Annotated in this window: 23 protein-coding genes; 11 read left to right on the top strand and 12 right to left on the bottom strand. The window is 73.3% G+C overall.

Going from position 1 to position 23,152, the window contains the following annotated elements; genetic code table 11:
• Window positions 1-134: 134 nt before the first annotated feature.
• The 6 genes from ACFYPH_RS22495 to ACFYPH_RS22470 all read left to right on the top strand — a co-directional run bounded on the left by ACFYPH_RS22495 (window position 135) and on the right by ACFYPH_RS22470 (window position 5,860).
• Window positions 135-1,226 carry a sugar ABC transporter substrate-binding protein gene (locus tag ACFYPH_RS22495; RefSeq protein WP_387184328.1) on the top strand — a complete coding sequence of 364 codons (1,092 nt, stop codon included), beginning with the start codon at window positions 135-137 and terminating at the stop codon, window positions 1,224-1,226.
• 115 nt (window positions 1,227-1,341) lie between these two features.
• The gene (locus ACFYPH_RS22490) at window positions 1,342-2,160 is read left to right on the top strand and encodes an ATP-binding cassette domain-containing protein (protein ID WP_387184325.1); all 819 of its coding nucleotides are present in this window, start codon (window positions 1,342-1,344) and stop codon (window positions 2,158-2,160) included.
• On the top strand, window positions 2,157-3,419 hold the full coding sequence (locus tag ACFYPH_RS22485; protein ID WP_387184322.1) for a sugar ABC transporter permease: 1,263 nt from the start codon (window positions 2,157-2,159) through the stop codon (window positions 3,417-3,419). The genes ACFYPH_RS22490 and ACFYPH_RS22485 overlap by 4 nt, the downstream gene beginning before the upstream one ends.
• Before the next feature lie 22 nt (window positions 3,420-3,441).
• Window positions 3,442-4,623 carry an ROK family protein gene (locus ACFYPH_RS22480; RefSeq protein ID WP_387184319.1) on the top strand — a complete coding sequence of 394 codons (1,182 nt, stop codon included), beginning with the start codon at window positions 3,442-3,444 and terminating at the stop codon, window positions 4,621-4,623.
• A gap of 19 nt (window positions 4,624-4,642) precedes the next feature.
• Entirely contained in the window at window positions 4,643-4,951 is a 309-nt protein-coding gene (locus tag ACFYPH_RS22475; RefSeq protein ID WP_354855343.1) for a DUF1707 domain-containing protein, read from the top strand.
• Window positions 4,952-5,119: 168 nt separating this feature from the next.
• Window positions 5,120-5,860: a DUF4142 domain-containing protein gene (locus ACFYPH_RS22470; RefSeq protein WP_354855342.1), complete on the top strand. Its 741-nt coding sequence runs from the start codon at window positions 5,120-5,122 to the stop codon at window positions 5,858-5,860.
• A 22-nt stretch (window positions 5,861-5,882) separates the two neighbouring features.
• Here ACFYPH_RS22470 and ACFYPH_RS22465 read toward each other — a convergent pair whose 3' ends face one another.
• From ACFYPH_RS22465 to tsaB, 4 genes are read right to left on the bottom strand one after another with little or no spacing between them, the layout of a single operon-like run.
• Entirely contained in the window at window positions 5,883-6,137 is a 255-nt protein-coding gene (locus tag ACFYPH_RS22465) for a hypothetical protein (RefSeq protein ID WP_039906914.1), read from the bottom strand.
• 14 nt (window positions 6,138-6,151) lie between these two features.
• Window positions 6,152-7,198 (bottom strand): tRNA (adenosine(37)-N6)-threonylcarbamoyltransferase complex transferase subunit TsaD, encoded by a 1,047-nt coding sequence (gene tsaD, locus ACFYPH_RS22460; RefSeq protein WP_007465128.1) that lies wholly within the window; start codon window positions 7,196-7,198, stop codon window positions 6,152-6,154.
• Window positions 7,191-7,676 (bottom strand): ribosomal protein S18-alanine N-acetyltransferase, encoded by a 486-nt coding sequence (gene rimI, locus ACFYPH_RS22455; RefSeq protein WP_354855341.1) that lies wholly within the window; start codon window positions 7,674-7,676, stop codon window positions 7,191-7,193. The genes tsaD and rimI overlap by 8 nt, the downstream gene beginning before the upstream one ends.
• A complete protein-coding gene (gene tsaB, locus ACFYPH_RS22450) occupies window positions 7,673-8,350 on the bottom strand; it encodes a tRNA (adenosine(37)-N6)-threonylcarbamoyltransferase complex dimerization subunit type 1 TsaB (RefSeq protein WP_355068247.1) in 678 nt (225 codons plus the stop codon). The genes rimI and tsaB overlap by 4 nt, the downstream gene beginning before the upstream one ends.
• Before the next feature lie 532 nt (window positions 8,351-8,882).
• Here tsaB and ACFYPH_RS22445 point away from each other — a divergent pair.
• Window positions 8,883-9,587, top strand: a complete 705-nt coding sequence (locus ACFYPH_RS22445) for a helix-turn-helix transcriptional regulator (protein ID WP_354855339.1) — start codon at window positions 8,883-8,885, stop codon at window positions 9,585-9,587.
• Between the two features lie 266 nt (window positions 9,588-9,853).
• Here the strand turns inward: ACFYPH_RS22445 and ung are convergent, their stop codons facing one another.
• The 6 genes from ung to ACFYPH_RS22415 all read right to left on the bottom strand — a co-directional run bounded on the left by ung (window position 9,854) and on the right by ACFYPH_RS22415 (window position 15,374).
• Window positions 9,854-10,555: a uracil-DNA glycosylase gene (gene ung, locus ACFYPH_RS22440; protein ID WP_354855338.1), complete on the bottom strand. Its 702-nt coding sequence runs from the start codon at window positions 10,553-10,555 to the stop codon at window positions 9,854-9,856.
• A 76-nt stretch (window positions 10,556-10,631) separates the two neighbouring features.
• Complete coding sequence (tsaE, locus tag ACFYPH_RS22435) at window positions 10,632-11,114, bottom strand: tRNA (adenosine(37)-N6)-threonylcarbamoyltransferase complex ATPase subunit type 1 TsaE (RefSeq protein WP_354855337.1); 483 nt, start codon at window positions 11,112-11,114, stop codon at window positions 10,632-10,634.
• Window positions 11,111-12,214: an alpha/beta hydrolase gene (locus ACFYPH_RS22430; protein ID WP_355068243.1), complete on the bottom strand. Its 1,104-nt coding sequence runs from the start codon at window positions 12,212-12,214 to the stop codon at window positions 11,111-11,113. Before ACFYPH_RS22430 ends, tsaE begins: the two co-directional genes overlap by 4 nt.
• Window positions 12,215-12,269: 55 nt before the next feature.
• Entirely contained in the window at window positions 12,270-13,391 is a 1,122-nt protein-coding gene (gene alr, locus ACFYPH_RS22425) for an alanine racemase (RefSeq protein WP_354855335.1), read from the bottom strand.
• Between the two features lie 90 nt (window positions 13,392-13,481).
• The gene (locus ACFYPH_RS22420; RefSeq protein WP_355068241.1) at window positions 13,482-14,951 is read right to left on the bottom strand and encodes an NAD(P)H-hydrate dehydratase; all 1,470 of its coding nucleotides are present in this window, start codon (window positions 14,949-14,951) and stop codon (window positions 13,482-13,484) included.
• A 54-nt stretch (window positions 14,952-15,005) separates the two neighbouring features.
• A complete protein-coding gene (locus tag ACFYPH_RS22415) occupies window positions 15,006-15,374 on the bottom strand; it encodes a holo-ACP synthase (RefSeq protein WP_354855333.1) in 369 nt (122 codons plus the stop codon).
• A gap of 174 nt (window positions 15,375-15,548) precedes the next feature.
• Here ACFYPH_RS22415 and ACFYPH_RS22410 point away from each other — a divergent pair, with 174 nt between their 5' ends.
• Together ACFYPH_RS22410 and ACFYPH_RS22405 are read left to right on the top strand one after the other, a co-directional pair.
• Window positions 15,549-15,845, top strand: coding sequence for a hypothetical protein (locus ACFYPH_RS22410; RefSeq protein WP_354855332.1), 297 nt, complete (start codon window positions 15,549-15,551; stop codon window positions 15,843-15,845).
• On the top strand, window positions 15,842-17,416 hold the full coding sequence (locus ACFYPH_RS22405) for an alpha/beta hydrolase (protein WP_355068239.1): 1,575 nt from the start codon (window positions 15,842-15,844) through the stop codon (window positions 17,414-17,416). Before ACFYPH_RS22410 ends, ACFYPH_RS22405 begins: the two co-directional genes overlap by 4 nt.
• Window positions 17,417-17,423: 7 nt before the next feature.
• Here ACFYPH_RS22405 and glmS read toward each other — a convergent pair whose 3' ends face one another.
• Window positions 17,424-19,337 carry a glutamine--fructose-6-phosphate transaminase (isomerizing) gene (glmS, locus tag ACFYPH_RS22400; protein WP_355068237.1) on the bottom strand — a complete coding sequence of 638 codons (1,914 nt, stop codon included), beginning with the start codon at window positions 19,335-19,337 and terminating at the stop codon, window positions 17,424-17,426.
• A gap of 367 nt (window positions 19,338-19,704) precedes the next feature.
• On the opposite strand from glmS, the gene ACFYPH_RS22395 reads away from it, so the two are divergent.
• Together ACFYPH_RS22395 and ACFYPH_RS22390 are read left to right on the top strand one after the other, a co-directional pair.
• Entirely contained in the window at window positions 19,705-20,520 is an 816-nt protein-coding gene (locus ACFYPH_RS22395; protein ID WP_387184307.1) for an MmpS family transport accessory protein, read from the top strand.
• Between the two features lie 40 nt (window positions 20,521-20,560).
• Window positions 20,561-21,751, top strand: coding sequence for a pyridoxal phosphate-dependent aminotransferase (locus ACFYPH_RS22390; RefSeq protein WP_354855328.1), 1,191 nt, complete (start codon window positions 20,561-20,563; stop codon window positions 21,749-21,751).
• 30 nt (window positions 21,752-21,781) lie between these two features.
• On the opposite strand, the gene glmM is transcribed toward ACFYPH_RS22390, so the two are convergent.
• Complete coding sequence (gene glmM, locus ACFYPH_RS22385) at window positions 21,782-23,140, bottom strand: phosphoglucosamine mutase (RefSeq protein ID WP_354855327.1); 1,359 nt, start codon at window positions 23,138-23,140, stop codon at window positions 21,782-21,784.
• Between the last annotated feature and the right edge of the window lie 12 nt (window positions 23,141-23,152).

Here is a 23,152-nt window from a genome sequence, read left to right as displayed (position 1 = left end):
CAGTCGCGTTGCTGAATTGTTATGGCTTCCAACAAACTTGGCACCTGCGCGGTCTTGTGGGACCAGTGTGACGCGAAATACGTTGCCGGACACAACAAAACAACACCTCCCCCACCTCCGAAAGGACCCTGCACATGCGTAAGGGGATCCTCACCATCGCCGCCGTGGGCCTGCTCGCGACCGGCGGTTTGACCGCCTGCGGCGACGACTCCGGCGACAAGGCCGCCTCCGCCAAGACCCCCAAGATCGGCGTCATCCTCCCGGACAGCAAGTCCTCCGCCCGGTGGGAGACCGCGGACCGCCGGTTCCTGGAGGAGGCGTTCAAGGCCGCCGGCGTCCAGTACGACATCCAGAACGCGCAGAACGACAAGACCGCCTTCCAGACCATCGCCGACCAGATGATCACCAGCGGCGTCACCGCCCTGATGATCGTCAACCTGGACTCCGGCACCGGCAAGGCCGTGCTCGACAAGGCCAAGTCGCAGGGCGTCGCCACCATCGACTACGACCGGCTCACCCTGGGCGGCTCCGCCCAGTACTACGTCAGCTTCGACAACGAGACCGTCGGCAAGCTCCAGGGCGAGGGCCTGTCCAAGTGCCTGACTGAGAAGAACGCCAAGAACCCCGTCGTGGCGTACCTGAACGGCTCCCCCACCGACAACAACGCCACCCTGTTCAAGGCCGGCTACGACTCGGTGCTCAAGCCGAAGTTCGACTCCAAGGAGTACGTCAAGGGCCCCGAGGACGCCGTGCCGGCCTGGGACAACGCGCAGGCCACGACGATCTTCGAGCAGCAGCTCACCAAGGCCAAAGGCAAGATCGACGGCGTGCTGGCCGCCAACGACGGTCTCGGCAACGCGGCCATCTCGATCCTGAAGAAGAACAAGCTCAACGGCAAGGTGCCGGTGACCGGCCAGGACGCCAGCACCGAGGGCCTGCAGAACATCCTCGCCGGTGACCAGTGCATGACCGTCTACAAGGCCGTCCGCGAAGAGGCGAAGGCCGCCTCCGACCTGGCCATCGCGCTCGCCAAGGGCGAGAGGAAGGACACCGGCCAGACGGTGAAGGACCCGGAGGGTGGCCGCGACGTCCCCTCGGTGCTGCTCACCCCGAAGGCCATCTACAAGGACAACATCAAGGACGTCATCGCCGACGGCTACGTGACCAAGGAAGAGGTCTGCACCGCGGCGTACGCCAAGGCCTGCGCCGACGCCGGCATCAGCTGACCGACGCCGCAGTACCCGCCGGGACGACCACCGCCGCCCGGCACGGGAGCACCCCTCCCGTGCCGGGCGGCGCCCGCCGGACGGGCCCCGACCCTCCCTTAAGAAGGAGACCCCCGTGTCCGCGACCCCCCTGCTGGAGCTCCGCGGGATCGACAAGAGCTTCGGTCCCGTCCAGGTGCTCCGCGACGTCGCCCTGACCGTCCACCCGGGCGAAGTGACCGCACTGGTCGGCGACAACGGCGCCGGCAAGTCGACCCTGGTGAAGTGCATCAGCGGCATCTACCCCACCGACGCCGGTGAGGTCCTGTTCAACGGCGAACAGGTGCACATCGGCAGTCCCCGCGACGCCGCCGCCCTCGGCATCGAGGTCGTGTACCAGGACCTCGCGCTCTGCGACAACCTGGACATCGTGCAGAACATGTTCCTCGGCCGGGAGAAGCACAGGGGCATCGTCCTGGACGAGCCGAGCATGGAACAGCTCGCCGCCGAGACCCTGGCGGGGCTCTCCATCCGTACCGTCACCTCGCTCCGCCAGCACGTGTCCAGCCTCTCCGGCGGTCAGCGCCAGACCGTGGCCATCGCCAAAGCGGTGCTGTGGAACAGCAAGCTCGTCATCCTGGACGAGCCGACCGCGGCGCTCGGTGTGGCACAGACCGCCCAGGTCCTGGAACTGGTCCGCCGCCTCGCCGACAACGGCCTGGCCGTGGTCCTCATCTCGCACAACATGAACGACGTCTTCGCCGTCTCCGACCGGATCGCCGCGCTGTACCTCGGCCAGATGGTCGCCCAGGTGAAGACCACCGACATCACTCACGCCCAGGTGGTTGAGCTGATCACCGCCGGGCGCTCGGGCGGGCTCGGCCTCGCCACCGACCCGGGCGGCAACGGCGACGGCCCGCAGCCGGCCGACTCGATCTCAGGAGGCGTCCGATGACCACCACCGCGGTGCGCAAGGACGGCCCGGCGGCCGTCACACCGCCGCCGACCGTCGGAAGGCACGCCCGCAACTACCTGAGTCGGGTACGCGGTGGCGACGTCGGCGCGTTGCCGGCCGTGCTCGGTCTGATCGTGCTCTGCACCGTGTTCGCGGTCATGCGGCCGTCGTCGTTCCTGTCGGCCGGCAACTTCGCCAACCTCTTCACCCAAGGCGCCGCGGTCACGCTGATCGCGATGGGTCTGGTCTTCGTGCTGCTGCTCGGCGAGATCGACCTCTCCGCCGGCTTCGCCAGCGGCGTCTGCGCGGCAGTGCTGGCCAACGTGGTCACCGTGCTCGGCTACCCCTGGTGGGTCGCCGTGCTCGCCGCGATCGCCACCGGCCTGGTCATCGGCACCAGCCTCGGCATGCTCGTCGCGAAGGTCGGTATCCCGTCCTTCGTGGTCACCCTCGCCGGCTTCCTCGCCTTCCAGGGCATCGTGCTGCTGCTGGTGAAGGAGGGCACCAACATCTCCGTCCGCGACAACGTGCTGGTCGCCATCGCCAACCGCAACCTCACCCCCGCCCTGGGCTGGGCGTTTGCCATCCTCGCGGTCGTCGGCTACGCGGCGGTGCAACTGCTGCGTCACCGCAACCGGGTGGCCCGCGGCCTGATCACCGACCCGATCGCCGTGGTGGCGCTCCGGATCGCCGGGCTCGCCATCATCCTCGGCACGGCCGTGTACGTCCTCAACCTGGAGCGCAGCCGCAACGTCCTGATCAGCTCGCTCAAGGGCGTACCGATCGTGGTGCCGATCATCGCGGTGCTGCTGGTCATCTGGACCTTCGTGCTCCAACGCACCAGCTACGGCCGGCACATCTACGCCGTGGGCGGCAACCGGGAAGCGGCCCGTCGGGCCGGCATCGGCGTCGACCGCATCCGGATCTCGGTCTTCATGATCTGCTCGTCGATGGCAGCCGTCGGAGGCATCGTGGCGGCCAGCCGGGCCAACTCGGTCGACCCGAACACGGGGGGCAGTAACGTACTGCTCTACGCGGTCGGCGCGGCGGTGATCGGCGGCACCAGCCTCTTCGGCGGCAAGGGTCGCGTCCTCGACGCCGTCCTGGGAGGCGCGGTGGTCGCGGTCATCGAAAACGGAATGGGCCTGATGGGGTACAGCGCGGGAGTCAAGTACGTGGTCACCGGCGTCGTGCTGCTGCTCGCCGCCAGCGTCGACGCGCTCTCCCGCCGTCGCGCGGCAGCCACCGGCACCCGCTGACCGCGCGGAAGGTAGCACCAGCATGCGCCCGGCACCCAGCCAGGAGGAGGTCCGAAGGCAGAACCTCGGGGCCCTGCTGCGGCACGTGCACGTCCACGGGGCGACCACCCGCGCCGAACTCACCACCACCCTGGGGCTGAACCGGAGCACCATCGGCGCGCTCACCGCCGACCTGGCCGGCGTCGGACTGGTAAGCGAGGGAACACCGAAGGAGACCGGCCGGGCCGGACGACCGTCCATTGTCGTCCGGCCCGAGTCGGCCCGGGTCTACGCGTACGCGTACTCCGTCGAGGTGGACCGACTGCGCGCCGCCCGGGTCGGCCTGGGCGGCGCGGTGCTGGACCGCCGGGAGCTGGACCGACCGCGCGGGCTGCTGGCCGCCGAGGCCGCGCCGCTGCTCGCCGGTGCGGTCAAGGAGATGCAGCAGGCGGTGCCCGCTGACGCGATCTGCGTCGGCACCGGCGTCGCGGTCTGCGGGATGGTCCGCCGCGAGGACGGTCTGGTCCGGCTCGGCCCCACCACGGGCTGGGTGGACCAGCCGATCGGCGCCGCGCTCGGCGCCGAACTGGGCCTCGACGTGCCGGTCACGGTCGGCAACGTGGCCGACGTGGCGGCGTTCGCCGAGCACGCCCGGGGGGTCGCGGCCGGCTGCGACAACGTCATCTACCTGTACGGCGACGTCGGCGTCGGTGCCGGCATCATCGCCGGCGGGCGTCGACTCACCGGACACGGCGGGTACGGCGGCGAGGTCGGCCACATGAAGGTGGTCCGTGACGGCATGCCCTGCGAGTGCGGCGCCCGGGGTTGCTGGGAGACCGAGATCGGCGAGCACGGCCTGCTCCGCGCGGCCGGACGATCCGACGCCCGGGGCCGCGACGCGCTGCTGGCCGTCTTCGACGCCGCCGACCGGGGAGACGCCCGCGCCCAGACGGCGGTCCGCAAGGCCGGTGACTGGCTGGGCTTCGGGGTGGCCAACCTGGTGAACGTCTTCAACCCCGAGATGGTCATCTTCGGCGGCACCATGCGGGACCTCTACCTCGCCGCGGCGGCCCAGATCCGCAGTCGACTCAACTCCAACGCCCTCGGCGCCTGCCTGGAACACGTCCGGTTGCGCACCCCCAAACTGGGCGAGGACGCGCCCCTGATCGGCGCCGCCGAACTGGCCTTCGAACGGCTCCTCGCCGACCCCCTCGACGTGGGCTGACCCGCGTACCCTGTCCGGCGTGGATGTCGAGCTGCGCGCCTCCGACGACGACCGCCACCGGGTGGTCGCCGAGCTGCACCGGCACACCACCGAGGGCCGGCTCACGCTGGACGAGTTCTCCGAGCGGGCCGGCGCGGTCTGGGCCTCCCGTACCCTCGGTGACCTGGCCGCGCTGACCCGCGACCTGCCGGCCCTGCCCGACCCCGCCGCCGCGACGGCCGGCGGCGGTGACCCGATCGGGCACGGCCGCCGGGAGCTGCTGGTGCTCTTCGCCGTCGCCGCGCTCACGCTGCTGCTGCTCGGCGGCTTCCTCGCCGTCACCCGCTGATCCGCGTCGCGCCGAGGGCTTCGGCTCGTCCACCGCACGCATTTCCACCGGGCGCGCGGATGAACTGATCGGGCGATCAGTCCGTACCAGTGGGCGGACGGGCGGCCGGCAGGGTGCGGCTGCCCGGTCCAGACGCGTTTCGGTCCGGACCGAGGAGGCACCACAGACATGGCACCGCTCAGATCCGCCCGTCGTCGGCCGGGCAACCGGATGCACCGCGCGGCGATGTTGCTCATCGCGATCGTCGCGGGGGTCGGTGTCCTGCCCGGAGTGGCCATCGCCGCCCCCTCCGGCGGGCAGCAGCTCAACGCCGCCGACATGACACTGCTCAACGGTGTGCGGTTGGCCGGGCTGTGGGAGATGCCGGCCGGTCAGATGGCCGCCGAGAAGGGACAGTCGGCGAAGGTACGGGAGATCGGCGCGGCCATCGCCGGCGAGCACCAGAAGCTCGACCAGCTCGTCGTGGACGCCGCCAACAAGCTCGGCGCGTCCATCCCCACCGAGCCGACCGCCGAGCAGAAGGGTTGGCTGTCGGAGATGCAGAACGCCTCCGGCGCCCGGTTCGACCAGATCTTCGTGACCCGGCTCCGCGTGGCCCACGGCAAGATCTTCCCGGTGATCGGCGCGGTGCGTGCCAGCACCCGCGACGCGACAGTTCGTAAGCTCTGCGAGGACGCCAACGCCTTCGTGCAGCACCACATGCAGATGCTGGAGTCCACCGGACTGGTCCGGTGGCCCGAACTGCCGCCGGCCGCGCTGCCCGCCCCCGGCAAGGACGGCCTGCTCGCCGCCGCCGGAGCGAACGCCGGCCCACAGGTCGGAGTCAGCAGCACAGTCGTCTGGCTGGTCTTCCTCGCCGCGCTCGGCACCGGCGGGATCGCCACCTACCGGATGCTGCGCCGCAGCTGACCACCCGTGGAGGTGGCCCCCGTCAGCGGTCCACCTGGGTGAAATCCCAGGAGTGCGGGGCGCGGGCCACCAGCAGGGCGGGTGGATCGGGCAGCGGACGCGGGCTGCTGCGCCACTTGGAGATGACCACGACACGGTGGTCGGTGGAGGAGAAGACCTCGCTCGACACGTGCAGAGGGTCGTGCTCCAACTCGGGCAGGGCGGTGTCGCACACCCAGGTGATCAGGTCGGCGACGCCGTACGCCTCGGCGCGCGCCTCCCACATCCGCACGATCATCTCCGGTGCCCCCGTCACACGCTGACCGTTGTCAACGGCAGCGCCGAGTCGGCCGGCAGGTCCAGCCGGCTCGGCGCGACCCCGGCGGCGACCAGGTGCGATCCGAGCGCGGCCACCATCGCCCCGTTGTCGGTGCACAGCTTCGGCCGGGGCACCCGCACCCGGATGCCGTACTTCTCGGCCCGCTGCTCGGCCAGCGCCCGCAGCCGGGAGTTCGCCGCCACTCCACCGCCGATCACCAGCGTCTCGATCCCCTGCGCCCGGCAGGCGGCGAGCGCCTTGCTGGTCAGGACGTCGCAGACCGCCTCCTGAAAGGACGCGGCGACGTCGGCCACCGGCACCGGCTCGCCGGCGCGCTGCCGCGCCTCGACCCAGCGGGCCACCGCCGTCTTCAGCCCGGAGAACGAGAAGTCGTACCGGTGGGCGGCGAGATCCTTGGCGGCGGTGAGGCCACGCGGGAACGCGATCGAGGCGGCGTCACCGGCGCGGGCCTCCCGGTCGATGGGCGGGCCGCCCGGGAACGGCAACCCCAGCAGTCGGGCGACCTTGTCGAACGCCTCACCGGCCGCGTCGTCGATGGTGGCGCCGAGCGGGGTGACGCCCCGGGCCAGGTCATCGACCAGCAGCAGGGACGAGTGCCCGCCGGAGACCAGCAGCGCGATCGCGGGTTCCGGGAGCGGGCCGTGCTCAAGCGTGTCCACCGCGACGTGCGCGGCGAGGTGGTTGACGCCGTACACCGGCTTCTCGGCCGCCAGCGCGTACCCCTTGGCGGCGGCGACGCCGACGAGCAGCGCGCCGGCCAGCCCGGGCCCGGAGGTGACCGCGATGGCGTCGATGTCGGCCAGGGTGACACCGGCCTCGGTCAGCGCCCGCTGCATGGTCGGCACGATGGCTTCCAGGTGGGCCCGGCTGGCCACCTCGGGCACCACGCCGCCGAAGCGGGCGTGCTCCTCGACGCTGGACGCGAGCGCGTCGGCCAGCAGGGTGTGCCCGCGTACGATGCCGACGCCGGTCTCGTCGCACGAGGTCTCGATGCCCAGGATCAGCGGTTCGTCAGCCATGGTCGTGTGGTCCGTCCCCGGTCGGCTCGGCGTCGCGCCGCATGACCAGCGCGTCGGTGTTGCTCGGTTGGTAGTAGCCGCGACGCACCCCGATCGGCTCGAACCCGTACATCGCGTAGAGCCGCTGGGCGGCCACGTTGTCCACGGCGACCTCCAGCAGGGTGCTGCGGGCGTCACGTCGGGCCGCCTCGGCGAGCAGCTCCTCCAGCAGGACACGCCCGACACCGCGCCGCTGGACGTCCCGGCGGACCGCGATGACCTGCACCCACACCTCGTCCGGTGGGGCTCCGGCGAGCCCGGCATAGCCGAGCAGGGTGCCGTCGGTGTCGGTGGCGACCCGATAGTGGTGCCTGTTGGCCAGCTCGTTCCAGAACATCGCCGGCGACCAGTGTTCCGCGCCGAAGAGGTCCACCTCGATGGGCATCGCCTCGTCGATGTGCCACCAGCGGAACGGGTCCAGCCGTACCGTCGTGCTCACGGCAGGACCGATTTGCGGCCGGTGGCCGCCACGGCGTCCGGACGGCGCAGGTAGAGCGGGGTGAGCCGCTCGCCGGGTGCGCCGGCCCGGATCCGCTCGGCGGCGAGCTGCGCCAGCACGGTGGCCTCCGGGTAGCGCGGCTCGACCCGGACCGGCAGGTCCAGGGCTTCGGCGTACCGGTGTGCCCCGTCGCCGACCGCGACCGTCGCCCCCAGTTCCCGGGCGCGCGCGGCGGCCACCGCCGGGGCGGACACTTCGGGCCCGACGATCCGCTGACCGGCGCCGTCGTAGACGGCCCAGTACAGCTCCTTGCGGCGGGCGTCGCTGGCGGCCAGCACCGGCTCGCCGGCCGCCGCCGGGTAGCCGATGCCGTCCAGGGAGCAGACGCCGTACGTCGGGACGCCGAGCACCTGCCCCATCGTGGCGGCGGTGACCAGGCCGACCCGCAGCCCGGTGAACGGCCCCGGGCCGAGGCCGGCGACGATGGCGCCCAGGTCACGCGGGCGCGCTCCGACGTCGGCGAGGACCGCGTCGACCTGGGGCGCGAGCAGTTCACCGTGCGCGCGGGCGTCGACCGTGCACCGGTGCGCCCGGGACGTCACGCCGTCCGCCGAGATCTCCACCAACGCTGCGGTCACCGCGGGGGTAGAGCTGTCCACCACGAGTACGAGCACGGTTAGCCAGCCTAGCGGCCCCACCACCGCCGCCCGGCCACGCCCCGCCCCCTGCCTGCGCCCAGGGTCAGCCACTCACTCCTGGACGCCCTGGCACCCTGGGTGCCGGCCCCTCAAGCCCGGCCCCTCAAGCCCGGCCACTCAAGCCCGGCCGCCTGTCATCCTCGGCCGCCTGGGCCGCTCTAAGCGGGTCGTCCTGGCCGTTCCGACTGTCGTCATGGCCACTCCGGCCGTTCAGGCCGTCGAGCAGGGCTGTCGCTATCGCCCGCATCGGCCGCCTTGGCCGTCTTGGCCGCTCTCACCGTCCTGGCCGTTCTCAGTCGACCTGTGCGGACGCCACCGCTCGGCCGGAGGCCACTTGCGGTGAGAAACGGTATACCTGTGAGTCATATTTATGACCCACAGGAATACCGCTCATCAGGGAATGGCCCACCCGACGGCGCCGGGTCGCCGGGATCTCGGACCCAGGCCACGCAGTCGTGAATCCGGCTCAGCGGTTTCTCCTCGGCCGTGCCCGGTCCACCATGTCGGCATGCCGCCGACGCGCCTCGCCACCCTGCTCGGCAGGGCTGTCCGCCAGCAACGGCACCTGCGCGACCTGACCCAGTCCGAGTTGGCAGAGGCGGCGGGGGTCACCCAGGCGGCTGTTGCCCGGATCGAGAGCGGCAGCCGCGCCGCGAGCCTTGCGGTGCTGGAGCGCTTGTTCGCCGCGATGGACGTGCAGATGGTGGTCGAGGTCGAGCCGCTGGACGCGCACCTCGACGCCCGCATCGACGAACTGGCCGCCCGGCCGATCGCCCAACGCATCGACGAGCTGGGCCTGGATGAGACGCTGGACCGACTCACCGACTTTCCGCAGGTGCTCACCGGCGGCACGGCGGCCCTGTTGCAGGGCGCGCCGGTGCCGGTGGACGCCGTGGAGATCGCCCTGCGCTGGCAGGACTCGAAACGGTTCACCGGCTGGCTGAAGGCGAACTACGGCCAGCGGTGGAACGCCCGGTGGGGCGAGTTCGGCGGGGTGTGGCTGGAGCCAGAGGAGCCGGGCGAGCACCGTTGGTCGACCCGGTACGGCGAGATCAGGGCGACCATGTGCGACGAGCTGCCCGAGACGATCGAGGTGCGCCACGGCGGGCGCGACTATCGGGTGGTGCCGCTGGTCGAGCTGGAGCTGACCGAGCCGCGGGCCGCCGAATTACTGCGCCGCTACCGGGCGCGGCAACTCGCTGCCGAGGGCTGACCCGCGCCGCGCGGCGAAGGGCCACGCGGTCTCGCCAGGCGGCACGGCCCGCACCACAACAACAAGCTGGCGGCACGGCCCGCGCCCCACCAACAAGCCGGCGACGCGGCGCACGCCGCAGAGCCGGCGACGCGGCGCACGCCGCAGAGGTCAGCGGCGCGGCCCCCGCACCACAACAAAAACCGGCCGCACGGCCCACGCCCCACCAACAAGCCGGCGACGCGGCCCACGCCACTGAGCTGGCGACGCGGCCCGCGCCGTAGGGATCAGCCCGCGGTGCGCTCCCAGTCGATGGTGGGCCGGCCGGCGTCGGCGAGCGCCTTGTTGGCCGCGCTGAACGGGCGACTGCCGAGGAAGCCGCGCGGGTTCATCGGGCTGGGGTGGCCAGCCTCCAGCACCACGTGCTGCGGGTTGGTAACCAGGGCCGCCTTCTTGCGCGCGTAGCCGCCCCAGAGCAAAAAGACCACCCGGTCGGGTGCGGCGTTCAGCGCCCGGATCGTGGCGTCGGTGAACTCCTCCCAGCCCGAGTTGGCGTGCGAACCCGGGGTGGCCTGGCGCACCGTCAGCACCGCGTTGAGCAGCAGCACGCCCTGCGCGGCCCAGCCGTCGAGGTTGCCGCTGCGCGGCTTGGCCACGCCCACGTCCTCGCCCAACTCCTTGAAGACGTTGCGCAGCGACGGCGGCACCGCCACCCCCTCGCGGACGCTGAAGCTCAACCCGTGGGCCTGCCCGGCGCGGTGATAGGGATCCTGCCCGAGGATCAGCACCCGGGTGCTCTGCGGCGGGCAGAGCCGGTAGGCCGAGAAGAGATCCTCCAACGGCGGGAAGACGGTCTGCGTCGCGTACTCCCGGGCGACGAACTCGGCCAGCGCGGCGGTGCGGGCCGGATCGAGGTGCGGGGTGAGCACGGCACGCCACTGCTCCGGCAGCAGTGCCAGCAGATCCAGGGCGGGGGCGTCGTCGGGCATCAGGAACCTCTTCCAGCGCGGGTCGGTCCCCCGCACTCTAGGCACCGGGTCCGACAACGCCGCGCCGACACGGGCCCTAACTCAGCTCGGCGAGCCGTCGGGCCCAGTCGCCACCGACCGGCTCCAGCTCGACGATCCGGGTGTCGTCGTCGCGGCGGTCGATACGGACCCGCAGGTGCGCGTCGACCAACTGCTCCACCAGGCCCTCGCCCCACTCCACCACGGTCACCGACTCGTCCACCGAGGCGTCCAGATCCAGGTCGTCGATCTCGGCACGCGGGTCGCTGGCGGCGCCCAGCCGGTACGCGTCGGCGTGCACCAGGGCCACCCGGCCACCCCGGGCCGGGTCGGGCCGGTGCACGCGGGCGATCACGAACGTCGGCGAGGTGACGTCGCCGAGAACGTGGAGCCCCACGCCGACGCCCTGGGTGAGCGCGGTCTTGCCGGCCCCCAGCGGACCGGTCAACAGCACCAGGTCACCGGCCCGCAGCAGCCTGGCCAGCCGGCGACCGAACTCCCGAGTGTCCTCGACGGTCGGCAGTTTGACGACGAAACTCACCGGTCCTCCATGCTCTCCAGTGACTCGAGGAACCGCGCCAGCGCGGCGTTGACCTCGTCGGCGTGCTCCAGCATCACCACGTGGCCACTATCTTTGATCTTGATGAACTCGGCGTGTGGCAACCGCCGGACGATCTCCTCCGAGTGTGTCACCGGAGTGATCATGTCCTTGTCGCCGACGACCACCAGCACCGGCGCGTTCGCCAACGCGGCCAGCGCCGGGAAGCGCGAGTGCGTGGCAAGCGTCCGCAGGTAGCGGGTCACCGTGTCGGCGGAGGTCCGGGAGTTCATCGTCTCCACGTACGAAACGAGCGCCGGGCTGGGCTTGCGGGTGCCGAAGCCGTACTTGCGGGTGAGCAGCCAGGCCACGTTGGACGTGGACTTGCGGGCCTTGTCGATCACCGGGCCGCCGTACCGGGTGGCGTTGCTGACCATGTAGAGCACCGGCCCGCCGACCCGGCCGAGCAGCGCCGGCGCGACCAGCTTGGTCTCCGCGATCAACCCGCCCGAGGTGGCCATCAGCACGGTGCCCACCACCCGGTCACCGAACAGCTCCGGAAACAGCTCGGCGAACGCCATGATGGTCATGCCGCCCATCGAGTGGCCGACCAGCACCAGCGGCCCCTCCGGGGCGGTCCGGTCGATCACCTGGCGCAGCGTCCGGCCGAGCACCGCCAGGTCGTACTCCCCGGTCTCCAACCGGCCGGACCGGCCGTGACCGGGCTGGTCGTACGCGACGACACGGTAGTCGCCGCGCGCGGCGAGCATCCGGCGCTGGAAGTGGAAGGTGCCCATGTCCAGGCAGAAGCCGTGCACCAGCACCACCGTCGGGTGCCCCGGCACCGGGCGGGTCGGCTCGACCACCTCGACGTGGATGTCGGTGCCGTCCGGCAGCTCCAGCCGGAACGCGTCGTCGTACCGCTGCTCGCCGAACCTCTCGTGCGCGTAGCGGTCGGCCGGGTCGGCCTTGAGCCGGCGGACCAGGGTGCGTTCGGTCGCGACGCCGGCGGCCAGGCCGGCCGCCGCCACTCCGACCGCGGCGCCGACCAGGCCGGCGACCCGGCCGGCGGCGGTCCGCGGCCGCGGGATGCGGTACGTCACGGCGTCACCTTTGTTCGCGACTGCGGGGCTCGCAACCCCGGCTCACTCCTCGCGCTCACGGCGAGCGCTCGCCGTCGTAGACGCGCGGCACCCGCGTGCTGCCGAACCGGGTGACGATCTCGTAGTTGATCGTGCCGACCGCCTCGGCCCAGTCGTCGGCCGTCGGCTCGCCGTCGGCACCGCTGCCGAACAGGGTCGCCACGTCGCCGTCGGCCACCGGGTCGTCACCACAGTCGATCACGAACTGGTCCATGCAGACGCGCCCGGAGATCGTCCGCCGCGCACCGGCGAGCTGCACCGGCCCGGTGTTGGACGCGTGCCGGGGCACACCGTCGGCGTACCCGAGGGGCACCACGGCGAGATTCGCGTCGGCCTCGGTCGTGTAGGTGTGCCCGTACGAGACGCCGGTGCCGGCGGGCACCCGCTTGGTGAGCATCACCCGGGCCCGCGCGGTCATCGCCGGCCGCAGCCCGTACGTCTCGCCGGCCACCGGGGACAGACCGTAGACGGCCAGCCCGGGGCGAACCAGGTCGAAGTGGGTGTCCGGGCGGGTCAGGGTGGCCGCCGAGTTGGCCAGGTGCCGCCAGCGGGGGCGCAGCCCGGCCTGCTCGACCATGGCCAGCCCCTCGTGGAAGACGGCGAGCTGCCGGTCCGTGGTCGGATGGCCGGGCATGTCCGCGTACACGAAATGGCTCCACACGCCGACCACCTCGACCAGGCCGTCGGCCTGGGCCTTCGCGGCGGCGTCGAGCAGCGCCGGCCAGTCGGCGACGGTGGCGCCGCCCCGGGACAGCCCCGTGTCGATCTTCAGGTGCAGTCGGGCCGGGCGTCCGGCACGCCGGCTCGCCTCGATCATCTCGTCCAGTTGCGGCAGGCTGGCAGCGGCGAGGTCCACCCCGGCGCCGACCCCCTCGTGCAGCGGCAGCCCCGGCGCGAGCAACCACGCCAGCACCGGCGCGGTGATCCCGGCCCGACGCAGCGTGAGCGCCTCGTCGAGGGTGCACACGCCGAGCCAGTCGGCCCCCGCGTCCAGCGCCGCGCGGGCGGACGGGATCATCCCGTGGCCGTACCCGTCGCCCTTGACCACCGCCATCAGCTCGGCGGTGGTGCCGGAGCGGAGCCGGCTCACGTTCTCGCGGATCGCATCAAGATCGACGCGTACCTCGGCCTGCCACATACGCCCAGCCTACTTTCCGCCCTGATCCGGGTGGGCGGCGACGCACGGCCCGGCCCGCCGAGCCGGCCAACCGGCCCCGAACAGCGACGATCAGCCCAGCCGGGCGACGACCGGGCGCAGGGCGGTCGCCACGTCGGGCGCGGTCACCGGGCCGCCGCGGGCCGCCTCCCGACCGGCGAGCCCGTGCAGGTACGCGGCCGAGGCCGCCGCCCGGTCCGCCGGCACCCCGGCCGCCAGGAGCGAGCCGAGCAGCCCGGCCAGCACGTCGCCGGTGCCGCCGGTGGCCAGCGCCGGGGTGCCGGTCGGGTTGACGTACGCCCGGCCGTCCGGCGTGCCGATCACCGTGCGGTCCCCCTTGAGCAGCACCACCGCGTTCATCCAGGCGGCCAGCCGCAGCGCGGCCCCGACCCGGTCGGCGCCGGGCTCCTCCCCGCACAGCCGGGTGAACTCCCGGTCGTGCGGGGTGACCACGATCGGCGCGTCCCGGCCGCGCAGCCGGTCGGCGAGCGAGCCGTCCACAAGCAGGGTCAGCGCGTCCGCGTCGAGCACCACCGGCACCGGGGCGGCCAGGACGGCCCGCAGCTCGGCCGCCGCGTCGTCGCCGGTGCCCAGCCCCGAGCCGCACACCCAGGCCTGCACCCGGCCGGCGTCGGCGACCCGCCCGGTGGCGATCACCGAGGGGTGCTGGTGCAGCACCTCGGCCCGAGCGCCGCCGGCGTAGCGGACCAGCCCTGTCGGCCCGGCGAGCGCCCCGCCGACGGAGAGCACCGCCGCGCCCGGGTACGTCGCCGAGCCGGTCGCCACCCCGACCACACCCCGGGTGTACTTCTCCGACGCCGCGCCCAGCTGCGGCCACCACTGCACGAGGTCGGACCATTCGGTGACCCGCAGCGCGGGAGTGCCCCGCAGCCAGGGCCGCAGCCCGATGTCGACCAGCTCCACGTGCCCGGCCAGGACGGCTGCCGGTCCGACGACCAGGGCGGGCTTCAACGCGCCGAAGGCCACCGTCACGTCGGCGCGGACCGCGGCGGGCCGGCCGGACGCGACCAGCGGCACGTGCCCGGTGTCCACCGCCACCCCGCTCGGCACGTCCACGGCCAGCACGGTGGCCCGAGCGCCGTCGCGCCCGCGCAGGTCGTCGAGGCGCTGGACCACCTCGTCCGCGCTCGCCCGCAGCCCGCCCGCGCCACCGATCCCGACGATGCCGTCGAGGACCAGGTCGACGGGGCCGCCCGGGCGGTCGACCAGCCGGCCACCGGCGGCGCGCAGCGCGGCCAGCCCCGCGGGGTGCGCCCGCCCCGGGCTGAGCAGCAGGGCGGACACCTCGACGCCCCGGCGGGCCAACCGTTCCCCGGCGTAGAGGGCGTCACCGCCGTTGTCGCCGGAGCCGACGAGCAGCAGCACCCGGCCGCCGTACACCCCGCCCCGCTCGGCGAGCAGCAGAGCAGCCCGGCGGGCCAACCCGGCGGCGGCCCGCTGCATCAGCGTGCCCTCCGGCAGTGTGCCCTTCAGCCCCGCCTCTGCTGCCCGTACGTCGGCCGCCCGCCACACCGCTCTCATGTCACCGTGCCCCATTCCGCTCGCGAGTGGGCCGCCCCGGCCACCCGGCCGACGTCACCGTTCCGCGACCACCATCGCCGACGCGATCCCGCCGTCGTGCGACAGCGAGAGGTGCCAGTGGTTGATCCCCCGCTCGACGGCCGCCGCCGCGACGGTGCCCGAGACGGTCAGCCAGGGCCGGCCAGCCCTATCGGGCACGATCTCGCAGTCGTGCCAGCTCAGCCCGGCCGGGGCGCCGAGCGCCTTGGCGACGGCCTCCTTCGCGGCGAACCGGGCGGCGAGCGACTCGGGCGAGCGTGGGGTGCCGGAGCGGGTGGCCCGCTCGGCCGCGGTGAAGAGCCGGTCGGCAAGCAGCGGCGTCCGCGCCAGGGACCGGGTGAACCGGTCGACCAGGACGACGTCGATGCCGACAGCGACGATCACCAGACCACCCTACCGGCGGCCGAGGCGGCAGATTAGCCGTCGGGCCCGCCGTGGGCAACGCCTGTGGACACACCGGGGTACGGCCGCAGCCGGCTGTCCACAGGGCACTCCGGCACGGCCCGACCCTGCCTAGCGTCAGCGCGTGGATGCCGATCGTGCACGGGGGTGGGGGTCATGACCGAGGAGCCGTTCGCCGTCCGGCCGCAGGAGCTGCGCGCCGTGGCCGGTGCGCTCGACGACGAGGCGTACCGGTTGGCGTGGGGTCTGGCCGGAGTGCCCGGCCTGCTGGTGCCGGCGCCGGGTTGGCGGGCCGCCACGGCTCTGGCGGGGCTGGAGTCGGCAGCGCACGCGTGGTTCTGCCGACTGGGAGCGGACGTGGCGGCGACCGCCGGTGGGGTCCGGGCCGCGGCCGAGGCGTACGAGACGGTGGACGACCGGGCGGCCGGCCGGTTCGCCGTCCTGCCCCGGTGAGCGGGGTCGGCTACCGGCAGCTCTGGGCCGCCGATCCGGGCGGCTGGCGGGCGGCCGGGGCGGCCTGGGCCGGGCTGACCGGTCCGGTCGAGCGGCACGCCGGCGAGCTGGCCGGTTCCGCCGGGCGGTTGCGGGGCGGCTGGTCCGGCGCGGCAGCGGTGGCGGCGGACGCTCGGCTGGGCGGCCTGCGGGGCGAGGTGACCTCGGTGGCGCCCGCGCTGATCGAGGCCGATCAGGTGCTGTCCGAGCTGGCCGGGTGCCTCGTGGTGGCGAAGGCGCGGCTCGCCGAGGCGGTCGCCCGGGCCGACGCGGCCGGCCTGGTGGTGGACCGGTCCGGTGGCGTGCACGTCGATCCGACTCGTCCCCGACCGACCGAGCCGGCCGGGGTGGCGGCGGCGCTGCGGGGCGCGCTGGAGTTGGCCGACGCGGCGGACCGGCAGGCCGCCGACCGGTTGGACGAGCTGGCCCGGGCCGCCGGCACCGGTTGGGCGTCCCCACCGCCGCCCGGCCGACCGGCCTCCGGGGCGACGCCGGCGCTGGTGCGCGCCTGGTGGTCCGGGTTGACCCCGGCGCAGCGACGGTGGCTGGTCGGGCACGAGCCGGCCCTCGTCGGCGGCCTGGACGGGGTGCCGGTGGCCGCCCGCGACCAGGCCAACCGCCTGCGGCTCGGTGCGCGGCGCGCGGAGTTGCTGGCCGAGCGTCGGCGGTTGCTGGCCCGGGTGCCGCCGGGGCCGCTCGCGTCGCTGCGGCTGCGCGCGGTGGCGGCGCGGCTGGCCGGCCTGGACACGCTCACCGAGCGCCTGGCGACCGGGGAACCGCGGGCGTACCTGCTGGGGCTGGACCCGGCCGGTGAGGGTCGGGTGGTGGTGGCGCTCGGCGACCCGGACCACGCCGACCGGGTGCTGACGTACGTGCCGGGAATGACCGCCGGGCTGGACGACGCCCCTGGCGAGCTGGGTCGCGCGGCCCGGGTGCTGGAGCGCTGCGCGACACTCGCGCCGGGTGAGCGCGGCGCGGCGGTGCTGTGGCTGGACTACGACGCACCGGACTTCCTGACCGAGGCGGCGTCGGCCGGCCAGGCCCGGGACGCCGGCGGGGCGCTGCACCGCTTCCAGGAGGGGCTGCGCGCCACCCACGAGGGGCCGCCGGCGCGGCAGACCGTGCTCGGGCACAGCTACGGGTCGCTGGTGGTGGGCATCGCCGCCCGGGAGCACGGGCTGGCGGCCGACGCGTTGATGTTCGTCGGCTCACCGGGGGTCGGTGCGGCGCACGCCGCCGAGCTTGGCGTACCGGCCGCAGAGGTGTGGGCCAGCAGCGCTCCGGACGACGTGATCCGCCTGGCCCGGCCGGTGGACGAGCTGGGCCGCCGGGTCCTGCTGGGCGCCGCTCCGCTCGCCGCCGTGCTGGGGTGGCCGGATCGGACCGGCCACGAGCTGTGGTTCGGTCACGACCCGGCCGACCCCGGGTTCGGCGGCCGGGTGTTCCCCAGCGGTCGCGGCGGGCACACCGGCTACTGGGAGCCGGACAACCCGGCGCTGGACGGGATGGCCCGCGTGGTGCTGGGCCGCTGACGACGCGCTACTCGACGGTGACCGACTTGGCCAGGTTGCGGGGCTGGTCCACGTCGTGCCCCCGGGCGGCGGCGATCTCGGCGGCGAGCACCTGCAGCGGCACCGTGGTGACCAGTGGGGCCAGCAGGGTCGGCGTACGCGGCACGTAGATCAGGTGGTCGGCGTACCGGACGACGGCCTCGTCGCCCTCCTCCGCGATCACGATGGTCCGCGCGCCACGAGCCCGGACCTCCTGGATGTTGGAGACGACCTTGTCGTGCAGCATCCCCCGGCCCACCGGCGACGGCACCACGCAGATCACCGGGGTGCCCTTGTCGATCAGGGCGATCGGGCCGTGCTTCAGCTCACCGGCGGCGAAGCCCTCGGCGTGCATGTACGCCAGCTCCTTCAGCTTCAGCGCGCCCTCCAGGGCCACCGGGTAGCCGACGTGCCGGCCGATGAACAGCACTGTCGGCTCGGACTTCAGCTCCCGGGCCAGCTCACGGACGGGCTCGATCCGGTCGAGCAGCTCGCGCAGCTTGCCCGGGATGTCCTGCAACTGCGCGACCACCGCGCCGACCTCGTCGGCGAACTTGATCCCGCGGACCTGGGCCAGGTGCAGACCGATCAGGTAGCAGGCGACGACCTGGGTGAGGAACGCCTTGGTGGAGGCGACGGCGATCTCCGGCCCGCCGTGGGTGTAGAGCACGGCGTCGGACTCGCGGGGGATGGTCGAGCCGTTGGTGTTGCAGATCGCCAGCACCCGGGCCTTCTGCTCCTTGGCGTGGCGCAGCGCCATCAGCGTGTCCATCGTCTCGCCGGACTGCGAGATCACCACGATCAGCGTGGACCGGTCGAGCACCGGGTCGCGGTAGCGGAACTCGCTGGCCAGCTCCACCTCGCAGGGGATCCGCGTCCAGTGCTCGATGGCGTACTTGGCGACCATGCCGGCGTGGTACGCGGTGCCGCAGGCCACGATGAAGATCTTGTCGACGTCGCGCAGATCCTGGTCGCTGAGGCGGACCTCGTCGAGGGCGATCTCACCGGTCTCGGTGAGCCGGCCGAGCAGCGTGTCGGCGATGGCCTGCGGCTGCTCCTCGATCTCCTTGAGCATGAACCAGTCGTAGCCACCCTTTTCGGCGGCCGAGGAGTCCCAGTCGATGTGGAAGTCCTTGCCGCTGGCGGGCTGACCGTCGAAGTCGGTGATCTCGATGCTGTCGCCGGTGATCAGGACGATCTGGTCCTGACCCAGCTCCACCGCCTCCCGGGTGTGCTCGATGAACGCGGCCACGTCGCTGGCCAGGTAGTTCTCCCCTTCGCCGCGGCCGACGACCAGCGGCGAGTTGCGCCGGGCGCCGACGACCGCGCCGGGCACCCCGGCGTCGACCGCGAGCAGGGTGAACGCGCCCTCCAGCCGCTGGCACACGACGCGCATGCCGGCGGCGAGCAGCTGCGGACTGTCCGGCTGGCCGGCGGCGCGCAGGTCGGCCAGCGCGGCGGAGAGCAGGTGCGCGGCGCACTCCGTGTCGGTGTCGCTGGTGAACTGGACGCCGTCGGCCTCCAGTTCGGCGCGGAGCTTGGCGAAGTTCTCGATGATGCCGTTGTGGATCACCGCGACGCGCCCGTCGGGGGCCAGGTGCGGGTGGGCGTTGCGGTCGGTCGGCCCGCCGTGGGTGGCCCACCGGGTGTGCCCGATGCCGGTGGTGCCGTCACCGATGCCGATCGGGCTGGCCGCGCAGGAGGTCGGGTCGTCGGCGGCGCGCTCGGAGAGCACCTTCTCCAGGTTGGCGAGCTTGCCGGCCTTCTTCTCGGTCAGCAGCTGGTCATCGCAGACGATCGCCACGCCCGCCGAGTCGTAGCCCCGGTATTCCAGCCGCCGCAGCCCGTCGAGCACGATGCCCAGTGCCGGGCGCGCGCCCGCGTATCCCACGATTCCACACATGGCCCGCAGCCTAACCCAGTTTCGCTCAGCATGGGTGCTCGAAAGTCGGCTAAACAAGCACCGAATTTGAGCGATCAGTGGTTGGCGGGCCGCAATGGGACGAGTGTCACCGGACCGGTCGCGGTGCCACCGACCCGACGGGGTTGCGGACGGCCAGCGGGTACGACAGTCTTCCGGCGGGCTCGGCGCGCGCTCCCCTGGCCCGTTGGCCCCATACCCACTCCCGCCCGGAGCAGCCATGTCCGACGCGCCCCCACCCGAGGTGCCCCCGACGTCACCCCCGGAACCAACCCCGACGCCGCCGGATCCGACGGCGGGACAGCCGGCGACGCCGCCGTCCGACTGGGCCGCGCCGGGCTCTTTCCCGATGCCCGACCCACTGGCCCCGGGCCAGCCCTGGGCACCCCCACCGCCGTGGACACCCGCGTCGCCCTCCGCGCCGTGGACACCCGATCCCACCGGAACCTCGTGGACGCCCACCGCGGCGGCTCCCTGGCCACCACCCCCGTCGCCGGCACCCATCCCGGCCGCCTATCCGCCGCCGGGTTACCCACCGCCGGGTTACCCACCGCCGGGTTACCCACCACCCGGCTATCCACCGCCCTACCTCTATCCCGGCTATCCGCCGGCCGGTCGCCCCTCCGGCGGCAACGGTCGCGTGGTCGGGATCGTCGTCGCGGTCGTCGCGGCGCTCACCCTCGCCGTCTGCGGCTGCTTCTGCGTGGCCGGGCCCCTGGTCGGGCAGTTCGTCGGGGAGCCGGTGGCCGAGGACCCGTACGACACCGGCCCCTTCGACGACGACGGCTGGCCGCCGAGCGTCGCGCCGGAGCCCACCGCGCCCACCGATCCGGAGACCACCACCGCCGGGCCCACCAAGAAGCCGATCACGCAACCGACGTCGGGGCCCGCGCCGGTGACCGTGGTCTACCAGGTGTCCGGCGTGGGTGAGGCGGACATCGCCTACTACGACGCCGAGAGTGATCTCATCCACGTCGACAGCGCGAAGCTGCCGTGGCGCACGACCATCCGGACCAACGGCCAGAGCCGGGTCATGGTGGAGGCGACCTGGCCCGACGGCGTGGCCGAGAAGCCCCTCGACTGCACGATCACGATCACCGGCGCCGGAAAGCCGGTGATCGACAAAAGCCAGGGGTACTGGATGACCCGCTGCGAGCCCGAGTGAGGCTGGGGTTGCGCCGCCGGGTGCCCGTAGGCTGGCGCAGGTGACGACGAGCACCGATGTCGACCCGCTGGTGGCCCGGATGCGGCCGTTCGGCACGACGATCTTCGCCGAGATGTCCGCCCTCGCCGTACGGACCGGGGCGGTCAACCTGGGCCAGGGCTTCCCGGACACGGACGGCCCGCCGGAGATGCTGGCCGCCGCCGCCGAGGCGCTGCGCGGCGGGCACAACCAGTACCCGCCCGGTCCGGGGATACCCGCCCTGCGCGCGGCCGTCGCGGCCCACCAGCGGCGGTTCCACGACCTGTCGTACGACCCGGACGGCGAGATCGTGATCACGGCGGGCGCGACCGAGGCGGTGGCGGCCAGCATCCTCGCGCTGTGCGAGCCGGGTGACGAGGTGGTCTGCTTCGAGCCGTACTACGACTCGTACGCCGCCTCGATCGCGCTGGCCGGCGCGGTCCGGCGGCCGGTCACGCTGCGTCCCGCCGCGGACGGCCGGTACGCCTTCGACCCGGCGGCGCTGCGGGCGGCGTTCGGGCCGCGTACCCGACTGGTGCTGCTCAACTCACCGCACAATCCGACCGGCAAGGTGTTCACGCCGACCGAGCTGGCGCTGGTGGCCGAGCTGTGTCAGGAGTACGGCGCGTACGCGGTCACCGACGAGGTCTACGAGCACCTGGTGTTCACGGACGCGTCCGGTCCGCACGTGCCGCTGGCCGCGCTGCCCGGGATGCGGGAGCGGACGCTGCGCATCTCGTCGGCCGGCAAGACGTTCTCCTGCACCGGTTGGAAGGTCGGCTGGGTGAGCGGCCCGGCGGCGCTGGTCTCGGCCGTGCTGCGGGTGAAGCAGTTCCTCACCTATGTCAACGCCGCTCCGCTGCAACCTGCGGTCGCCGTGGCGCTGGCCCTGCCCGACGACTACTACACAGGCTTCCGCGACGGGCTCCAGCAGCGCCGCGACCAGCTCGTGGGCGGCCTCACCGACGCCGGTTTCGAGGTGCTGACGTCGGAGGCGACGTATTTCGTCACCGCCGACATCACCCCGCTCGGCGGCTCGGACGGGGTGGAGTTCTGCCGGTCGCTGCCGGAGCGCTGCGGCGTGGTGGCCGTGCCGACCCAGGTCTTCTACGACGACGCCGAGGCCGGCCGACGACTGGTCCGGTTCGCGTTCTGCAAGCGTCCGGAGGTGCTGACCGAGGCGGTCACCCGGTTGCGCGCCCTGACCCGCTGACGCGCCGGGCCAAAGCCCCGGTCCACTCGACTACGACCCGGCGGGGCTGGCGGTGCGTACCAGGTCGGCGATGCGCTCGGCGACCTCGCGGGCGGTCGCCTCGGTGGCGGCCTCGACCATCACCCGGACGAGCGGTTCGGTGCCCGACGGGCGCAGCAGCACCCGGCCGGTCTCGCCCAGCTCCGCCTCGGCCCGCTCGACCTCGGCACGGACGGCCGGCGCGGCGGCGCCGACGGTGCGGTCGCCGACCGGGACGTTGATCAGCACCTGCGGCAGCTTGGTGACGACGGAGGCCAGCTCGGCCAGGGATCTGCCGGTCGCGGCCATCCGGGCCATCAGGTGCAGGCCGGTGAGGACCCCGTCGCCGGTGGTGGCGTGCGCGGGCATGACGATGTGGCCGCTCTGCTCGCCACCGAGCGCCAGCTCGGAGGCGCGCAACTCCTCCAGCACGTACCGGTCGCCGACCTTGGTCTCGATCAGCCGGATGCCCTGCGCGGACATCGCCAGCCGCAGGCCGAGGTTGCTCATCACGGTGGCCACCAGGGTGTCCTGGGTGAGCGTGCCGGCGTCGCGCATGGCCAGCGCGAGGATCGCCATCACCTGGTCGCCGTCGACCTCGTCGCCGTCGGCGGTGACCGCCAGGCAGCGGTCGGCGTCACCGTCGTGGGCGATGCCCAGGTGGGCGCCGTGCTCGACGACGGCCTCGCGCAGCGCCTCGATGTGGTTGGAGCCGCACTCGTCGTTGATGTTCAGCCCGTCGGGCTCGGCGTGGATCGCGATGACCTCGGCCCCGGCCTCCCGGTACGCGACGGGCGCGACCTCGGCGGCGGCGCCGTTGGCGCAGTCGACGACGACCTTGATCCCGTCGAGCCGGTGCGGCACGGTGCCGACGAGGTGCTGGATGTAGTGGTCCGCACCGTCGAGCAGGTCGTGCACCCGGCCGACGCCGGCGCCGACCGGCCGGTCCCAGGCGGTGGTGGCGTTCGTCTCGACGGCCGCCTCGATCCGCATCTCGATCTCGTCGGGCAGTTTGTGCCCGCCGGCGGCGAAGAGCTTGATGCCGTTGTCCGGCATGGGGTTGTGCGACGCGGAGAGCATCACTCCGAGGTCGGCCTTCGCCTCGGCGGTGAGGAACGCCACGGCCGGGGTGGGCAGCACGCCGACGCGTACCACGTTGGCGCCGGCGCTGGTCAGCCCGGCCACGACGGCGGCCTCCAGCATCTCGCCGCTGGCCCGGGTGTCCCGGCCGACCACGGCGAGCGGCGGGTGGCTGCGGTCCGTCTCGGCGAGTGTGTGCGCGGCGGCCACGGCGAGCGCGAGCGCCAATTCGGGGGTGAGATCCGCGTTCGCCCGCCCGCGTACGCCGTCCGTGCCGAACAACCGACCCATACCCGCCAACCT

This window comes from Micromonospora sp. NPDC005252 (genome assembly GCF_042872475.1).
Lineage (GTDB): Bacteria > Actinomycetota > Actinomycetes > Mycobacteriales > Micromonosporaceae > Micromonospora.
Note: the sequence above shows the minus strand (reverse complement) of the source record. Positions and strands in the feature narration are given on the sequence as shown.